The sequence below is a fragment of the uncultured Campylobacter sp. genome (assembly GCF_938030785.1).
Taxonomy (GTDB): Bacteria; Campylobacterota; Campylobacteria; order Campylobacterales; family Campylobacteraceae; genus Campylobacter_B.
On sequence record NZ_CALHIK010000170.1, the window covers coordinates 1 to 7508 of the forward strand.

At 45.9% G+C, this 7508-nt stretch carries 7 protein-coding genes; 4 read left to right on the plus strand and 3 right to left on the minus strand.

Annotated elements, in window-relative coordinates; all coding sequences use genetic code 11:
• The 3 genes from Q0438_RS09900 to Q0438_RS09910 all read right to left on the minus strand — a co-directional run.
• A partial coding sequence (locus Q0438_RS09900) for a diaminopimelate dehydrogenase (protein WP_299190540.1) occupies window positions 1-859 on the minus strand: 859 nt, incomplete at its 3' end.
• A 58-nt stretch (window positions 860-917) separates the two neighbouring features.
• Window positions 918-1064, minus strand: coding sequence for a hypothetical protein (locus Q0438_RS09905; RefSeq protein WP_169748464.1), 147 nt, complete (start codon window positions 1062-1064; stop codon window positions 918-920).
• 114 nt (window positions 1065-1178) lie between these two features.
• On the minus strand, window positions 1179-3836 hold the full coding sequence (locus Q0438_RS09910) for a valine--tRNA ligase (RefSeq protein ID WP_299190541.1): 2658 nt from the start codon (window positions 3834-3836) through the stop codon (window positions 1179-1181).
• 234 nt (window positions 3837-4070) lie between these two features.
• Here Q0438_RS09910 and Q0438_RS09915 point away from each other — a divergent pair, with 234 nt between their 5' ends.
• The 4 genes from Q0438_RS09915 to Q0438_RS09930 form a co-directional block, all read left to right on the plus strand.
• Window positions 4071-4847 (plus strand): MetQ/NlpA family ABC transporter substrate-binding protein, encoded by a 777-nt coding sequence (locus Q0438_RS09915; RefSeq protein WP_299190543.1) that lies wholly within the window; start codon window positions 4071-4073, stop codon window positions 4845-4847.
• Between the two features lie 115 nt (window positions 4848-4962).
• Window positions 4963-5784: a peptidylprolyl isomerase gene (locus Q0438_RS09920; RefSeq protein ID WP_299190545.1), complete on the plus strand. Its 822-nt coding sequence runs from the start codon at window positions 4963-4965 to the stop codon at window positions 5782-5784.
• Window positions 5785-6123: 339 nt separating this feature from the next.
• A complete protein-coding gene (locus Q0438_RS09925) occupies window positions 6124-6723 on the plus strand; it encodes a DedA family protein (RefSeq protein ID WP_299190546.1) in 600 nt (199 codons plus the stop codon).
• Window positions 6724-7033: 310 nt separating this feature from the next.
• Window positions 7034-7508 (plus strand): lyase family protein (locus tag Q0438_RS09930; protein WP_299190548.1); only part of this gene is annotated, 475 nt, incomplete at its 3' end.

Genomic DNA, 7508 nt, shown 5'->3' on the forward strand with positions numbered 1-7508 from the left:
CGAGCACGCTTGCGGTAAATTCGGGATTTGAATCAAGCTTTAGCGAAAACTCGATTAGATGCTTATTTTCGCCGTGCTCACCCGTCGCTCCGCTTCGCAAGACGAAGCCTCCGTGAGGGATGCCGCCGTGCTCTTTTTTAAGCGTCGCAATATCGATAAAATGCACGCTCGTATCGTAGTCGGCGAAGTAGTTTGGCATCGTTTTTATCTCACGCTCGATGCGCGCTTTATCGGCGCCATCCTCGGCCACGACGTAGCACTCGCGCAGGTGTTTTTCTCTCGTAGTTAAATTTGGATTTTCGCCCGCGCGAACTCGCTCCAAGGCGCTATCTATCGGCACGGTGTATTGGCGCGCGTCCACGACGCCCTCGATCCTGCGGATAGCGTCGGAGTGGCCTTGGCTCACGCCCTTGCCCCAAAATGTATAACTGCTACCGTTTTCTAGCACGCTCTCGCCAAATAGCCTATTTAGCGAAAATAGCCCTGGATCCCAGCCCACGGCGATGATGGCTACATTTCCACCTTTTTTGGCGGCGGCGTCCACTGCGGCGAAGTGCTCTGGGATCTTAGCGTGCGTATCGAAGCTATCAACTACGTTAAAATCTTTTGCAAACTCGGGCGTCTGCGTCGGCAGATCTGTCGCGCTACCGCCGCAAAGCACCAAAATGTCAAATTTGCCCTTGTGCGCTAAAATTTCATCCGCGCTAAATACCGGCGCGCCGCATGTTTGCACACTGCGCGGCTCGCGGCGAGAAAACACCGCCGAAAGCTGCAAATCCTTGCTATTTCGCGCGGCAAGCTCCACGCCGCGACCTAAATTTCCATATCCTAAAACCGCTATTTTTATTTTTTCGCTCATTTTTTATCCTTCAAATTTTAAAATTTAGCGCGTAAAACGGCGCGCTGCCGATGAAATTTTACCTCAGTAGGAAATAATAAATCACATATAACCAACTTAAAAATCCGTGAATTATCGCCCACATTATGCTTTTATTGGCTCCCCACGATAGTGCGACGGCTATGACCGTGCCTAAAGTAAATCCACCGATACTACCCTTTGACATATTTTCTCCTTGATTTAAAATTTAGCGCGTAAAATGGCGCGCCGCCGATGAAATTTTATAAATCTCAAGGCGCCGTTTGGATCCGCCAAGTCCTAATGCAAAAACCAAAAAATATCAATCCGCCGCCCCTAAATTTGCCAGCTCGGCGCAAATTTTTTGCATCTTTTCCTGCGCGCTTTGCAGCCCTTCACGGTTGGCTTCAACTACGGCTTGCGGAGCGGAGGCTACAAATTTCTCGTTATTTAGCATGTTTGAGAGCTTTTCGATCTCTTTTTGCAGCTTCGCTTTTTGCGCGTTAAGGCGCGAAATCACGCCGCTAAGATCGACCCCCTCAAGCGGTACAAAGCTTTCTAAATTCTCGCTTACGTCGCGGGCGGAATTTGCGATATTTTGCTGCGTAAATTCCACTTCATCTACCTTGGCTAGCGTTTTGATGTAATCCGCGGCAGCGCTTAGATCGACTGCGGATTTGACGTAGGCTTTGGCTACGCGCGCATTGCCGAGCTCGATCGTCGCCTTTGCGCGGCGGATGCTGACGATCGCTTCGATGAGAAGCGAAAATAGCTCCTCGATCCGCTCATCGCGCTCGCCTGGCTGCGGGTATCGCATCACCATGATGGAGCGCGCGTCTTGCAGCTTCGTGCCGCTTAGCTCCTGATACAGATACTCGCTTAGAAACGGCATAAACGGGCTTAGTAGCTTCATCGCTTCTTTAAAAATCATCCCCAGCTCGCCGATCGCGGCCTTGTCCGCCTTGCTAAGCTCGATGCCCCAGTCGCAAAACTCGTCCCAAAAAAACTTATAAAGCTCGGTCGCAGCGTCGTTGAAGCGGTAAGTATCTAGGCTCTCGCGCACGGAATTTACGCAGCAGTTAAAGCGCGAAAGCATATATTTGCCGAGGCTCGTTTTGATCCGCGCTGCGTCTAAATCGTCAAATTTAGAGGCGTTTAAAAGCAAAAACTTGCTCGCGTTATAGAGCTTATTCGTAAAATTTCGATATATTAAAAGCTTATCGTCGCTAAGGCGCAGATCGCGCCCCTGTACGCACAAAATCGTAAGCGTAAAGCGCAAAATATCGGCGCTAAATTCATCGATTTTTAGCAGCGGATCGACTACGTTTTTGCTCGATTTGCTCATCTTTTTGCCGTCTTTGTCCTTAACCAAGGCGTGTAGGTAGATGTCGCGAAACGGCAGCTCGCCCATGGCGTTTTGGCACTGAAACATCATACGCGCGACCCAGAAAAATAAAATGTCAAAGCCCGTAATCAGCATGGTATTCGGATAAAATTCGCTCAAATCCTCCTCAAACCACTTCTCGTTTTTCAGAGCCTCGCCGTTGCCCCAGCCAAGCGTACTGATCGGCCAAAGACCGCTTGAAAACCACGTATCAAGCACGTCGGGATCTTGGGTAAAATTTTTACCGCCGCATTTCGGGCAGACATCGGGGCTCTCGCGCTCATCCGCCCACTGATGGCCGCAGTCGCAGTAAAACACGGGAATTCTATGCCCCCACCAGAGCTGGCGGCTGATACACCAGTCCTTCAGCTCGCGCATCCAGGCATTGAAGCTATTGATCCAGTGCTTCGGGAAAAATTCCGCCTCGCCGGAATTTACCTTAGAGATCGCCTCTTTTGCGATATCCGCGCGCACGAACCACTGCTGCGAGATGTACGGCTCGACGACATTTTTGCAGCGGTAGCAGTAGCCGACTTGATTTTCGTAGTCCTCGATTTTTTCGATATAGCCCAGCCTCTCGAGCTCCGCTACGATCTGATCGCGCGCGGCAAGTCTCTCTAAGCCTCTGAATTTACCGCACTGCTCGTTTAAAATTCCTTTTTCGTCAAAAACGGTGATAAATTCCAGCTCGTGGCGCTTGCCGACCTCGTAGTCGTTGGTATCGTGCGCGGGCGTGACCTTCACGGCGCCCGTTCCAAAGCTCATATCGACGTATTCGTCGGCAATGATCTCGATCTCGCGGCCGATTAGCGGCAGCACGACTTTTTTGCCGATCAAATTTTTATAGCGCTCGTCCGCAGGATTTACCATGACGGCGGTGTCGCCGAAGTAGGTCTCGGGGCGCGTAGTCGCCACAACTATGTAGTTGCGGCTCGTCTCGCTCGAATCTTTGCAAGAGTTCAAATTTTGTCCGTCTGCAAAGTAGTAGCGCAGATGATAGAGCTTGCCCTTGTTCTCCTTGTGCTCGACCTCCACGTCGCTTAGCGCGCCGTCGTGCGTGCACCAGTTTACCATGTAGTTTCCGCGCACAATGAGCCCCGCGTCGTATAAATTTACGAAGGCTTTGCGAACGGCGTTTTTAAGCCCTTCATCCATCGTGAAACGCTGTCTGCTCCACGCGGGCGTGACGCCCAGGCGCTTCATCTGCTTTACGATCTGCCCGCCGCTTTGCTCTTTCCAGCGCCAAACGTGCTTTAAAAATTCCTCGCGCCCGATCGCTTCTTTTTTGATCCCTTGCGCCAAAAGCTCGCGCTCGACGACATTTTGCGTCGCAATGCCAGCATGATCAAGTCCCGGCTGCCACAGCGTGCGGTATCCGTCCATCCTCTTGTATCGCGTCATAATATCTTGCAGCGTAAAAGTGAGCGAATGCCCGATATGAAGCACTCCGGTAACGTTAGGAGGGGGCATCATAATGCAAAAGTTTTTGCCTTTTTGTTGGATATCTTTATTGCCGTCGATCTCGAAATAACCGCGCTGCTCCCAAATTTTATAAAAGCTCTCCTCTACGGCTTTCGCGTCGTAAAAATCTGCCATCTTTAGCCTTTTTTGAAATTTTAAATTTTGCGATTTTAGCGGAATTTATGTAAAGCGCTCATTAAAATTGCGATATTATATAGATACTAGATTAAAACATAGTATTTAGATATATCTATAAATATCGATTTCTAAAGGATTTTGTATAAAATTTTAAAAAATCATATAAAAACGCTTGACATTAAAAATTCTACCTGCTATAATACCGCGAAATTTTAACCAAAAGGATTAAATATGAAGAAATTTCTTCTCGCTTCGCTTCTTAGCGCCAGCGTCGTCAGTTTCGCTCTTGCGGAAAAAATCGTAGTCGCCGCTACTCCGATACCGCATGCCGAAATTTTGGAGCAGATCAAGCCTGATCTAAAAGCCCAAGGCTACGATCTTGAAGTCAAGGTTTTCAACGACTACGTAACTCCGAACCTCGCCACCGATAGCGGCGATGCCGATGCCGGATTTTTTCAGCACGTGCCCTATATGGTGGAATTTAACGCCAACAAAGGCACGAAATTAAAGGCAACCGTGGGCGTGCACCTAGAGCCGATGGGCATCTACAGCCATAAGATTAAAAATTTAAAAGATCTTAAAAACGGCGCGAAAGTTGCCGTGCCGAACGATCCGACGAACGAAAGCCGCGCGCTGGATCTACTCGTAGCCGCAGGGCTCATCGAAGTTGATCAAAGTGCCAAGCTCCGCACGCCGCTGGATGTAACGAAAAACCCTAAAAATTTAGAAATTTTAGAGCTTGAGGGAGCCGCACTTCCACGAACCCTAGGCGATGTAGATATTGCGGTTATCAACTCAAATTTTGCTTTTAATGCAAATTTAAACCCGATCAAAGATTCGCTGTTTTTAGAAAAGGCGGAGGGCAACCCTTACACCAATGTCATTAGCGTTAAGGAGGGCAACGAAAACAGCCCTAAGATCAAGGCGCTGGATAAAGCGATCCAAAGCGAGAAAGTGAAAAAGTTTATCGAGACGCAATATAAAGGCGCAATCATCCCATCGTTTTAACCCTTGCTCTTTTTAAAATTCGGCGCACGATTCGCGCCGAATTTGCTAGTATTGGCTATTTTATTTACTATCTTTTTTTATAATTGCGCGAAATTTACCGAATAAAGGAAAAATAATGAAAAGAATTTTATCTTTCAGCTTTGTTGCCGCTATGGCTATATCTTCGCTTAACGCAGGCGTTTTGGCTACCGTAAAAGACGCAAATATCACGATTACCGACGAGGAGATCGCTCCTTTTTTAGCACAGAATAATCTGCAAGGCAGCGAACTGAGCGCAGAAGACAAAAAGAAGCTAATCGACGATCTGATCAAATACAAACTTCTAGTCGCAGAAGCCAAAAAATCGGGCGTTGAAAACACCGACGAATATAAACGCCAGCTAGAGCTAGCTAAAGACGGTATCGCTTTTAATCTTTGGCAGCGCGAAGAGGCTAAGGGCGTAAGTATCAGCGATGAGGAAGCCAAAAAAATCTACGACGAGAATAAACAAAGCTTCATGCAACCGGATTCCGTTACGGCTAGCCACATCCTAGTAGCCGACGAGAAGAGCGCTAAAAACGCCATCGCCAAGCTATCCAAGGTTAAAAAAGAGGATCTTAAAGCGGAATTTAACAAGCTGGCTAAAGAGATTTCAACAGATCCGAGCGCGAAAGAAAACGGCGGCGATCTGGGCTCTTTCGGCAAAGGCATGATGGTACCGGAGTTTGAAAAGGCGGCATTTGCGCTAAAAGACGGCGAGATGAGCAAAACGCCGGTAAAAACGCAGTTTGGATATCATATCATCTATAAAGAGGGCAGCAAAAAGGCTGAGACTATGCCGTTTGAGAAAGTAAAAGATCTTATCAAAAACCAGCTATTGCCGGGCAAGGTCAATAAAAAGCTCGACGATAAAGCAAACGAGCTATTTGGCAAGATCAACGTCGAATACGCGAAATAATTTCGCTAAATTTAGGGCGCGAGACTCTTTAAATTTACGTGCAAAACCTAATTCTAGGAGTGCGTTAATTTAACTCGCGCCTTTTTCTTTTGCAGGACGACTCGTTTGATTTGGGCTCGGCGCTGAAATTTTGTCGTAAATTTAAGATCAAACTCGCGGTAAAATTTTAGCTCTAAATTTATCGTAAATTTTGAAAGTAAAATTTTGATTGGGCTTTGAAAATTGCCTTTTGTGCTACGGCGCTTTTGCGCGCGCTAGATCAAGATAAGCGAATCAAAATAAAATTTAGCGTCACGCGGCGGAGCACGCGAATTTTACATACATCAATTAAGGATTTAAATGCTTTCAGGCATCGTAAATTTTATCGTAGAATTTGTCGCCGACTGGGGATATTTCGGCATTTTTGCGATGATGTTTTTAGAAAGCAGCTTCTTTCCGTTTCCAAGCGAAGTCGTGATGATCCCGGCAGGCTACTTGGCCTCAAAATCACAGATGAGCTTTGCAATAGCGTTTCTTTGCGGCCTTGGCGGCAGTATTGCGGGCGCGCTATTTAATTACTATCTATGCTATTTTTTCGGTCGTAAATTTATCACTAAATACGGCAAATACGTCGGCATCACCGAGGAAAAATTTGCAAAATTCGAGGCGTTTTTCAATCGCCACGGCGAAATTTCGACCTTTAATTGCAGACTCATTCCGGGTATCCGCCAATACATCAGCCTTCCTGCGGGGCTTGCGAAGATGAATGTCGCGCGCTTCGTGATATTTACGGGGCTAGGAGCTGCGATTTGGACGCTAATACTAATGCTTTTAGGCTATTTTATCGGCGAAAACGAGGAGCTCATAAAAAAAGATCTGCATCTAATCACAATCGCCCTGCTTGCTTTCGTGCTTCTTATTTCGTGCATATATCTTTACTGCTTAAAGCGCAAAAGATAGTCTAAATTTACGGCGCAAGATCACGTTAAATTTAAGTTAAAATTCCGCTTTTGAAATTTTTGTTTATATTTTAAGCTAAAGAATAAATTTTATAATCTAAATTTCATAATTTTTTTGTATATCAATATTAAGCTTAAAAAGTAATTAAGCGTTCTTGCTGAATTTAGAAGCATATTTTTATTAAAATTTAGCTTAAAGTCTTAAGAAATTCTATTAATTTACTAATTTCAACTCTCTGTTACGTTTTAAGCATATTTTAATAATAAAAACATTAAAATTCCGTTTAAATTTTTCAAAGAAAGGACTCATTATGGCAAAGACCAGAAAAGAGCATGACTTTATCGGTGAGCTAGAAATCTCCGACGACGTATATTACGGTGTGCAAACATTTAGAGCACTCGAGAATTTCCATTTAAGTGGACGACCGCTCAAAGACTATCCATTTTTTATCAAAGCATTCGCGCAGATCAAAAAAGCGGCTGCGCTAGCAAACAAAGAGGTTGGCGTTTTAGATGCCGCAAAAGCCGATGCGATTGCAAAGGCTTGCGATAGACTAATCGCGGGAGAATTTAGAGATCAATTCGTAGTAGACATGATCCAAGGCGGTGCAGGAACTTCAACAAATATGAATGCGAATGAAGTTATCACAAACGTTGCGCTTGAGGCTATGGGACATAAAAAAGGCGAGTATCAGTATCTGCATCCAAACGATCACACAAACCTAGGTCAAAGCACCAACGACACTTATCCAAGCTCGATCAAAGTAGCCGCATACGCTAAACTTA

Excerpts from the sequence above, each read along its gene's own strand:
- Q0438_RS09905 (WP_169748464.1), bottom strand. The coding sequence starts at position 1,064 with ATGTCAAAGGGTAGTATCGGTGGATTTACTTTAGGCACGGTCATAGCC.
- Q0438_RS09910 (WP_299190541.1), bottom strand. The coding sequence starts at position 3,836 with ATGGCAGATTTTTACGACGCGAAAGCCGTAGAGGAGAGCTTTTATAAA.
- Q0438_RS09915 (WP_299190543.1), top strand. The coding sequence starts at position 4,071 with ATGAAGAAATTTCTTCTCGCTTCGCTTCTTAGCGCCAGCGTCGTCAGT.
- Q0438_RS09920 (WP_299190545.1), top strand. The coding sequence starts at position 4,963 with ATGAAAAGAATTTTATCTTTCAGCTTTGTTGCCGCTATGGCTATATCT.
- Q0438_RS09925 (WP_299190546.1), top strand. The coding sequence starts at position 6,124 with ATGCTTTCAGGCATCGTAAATTTTATCGTAGAATTTGTCGCCGACTGG.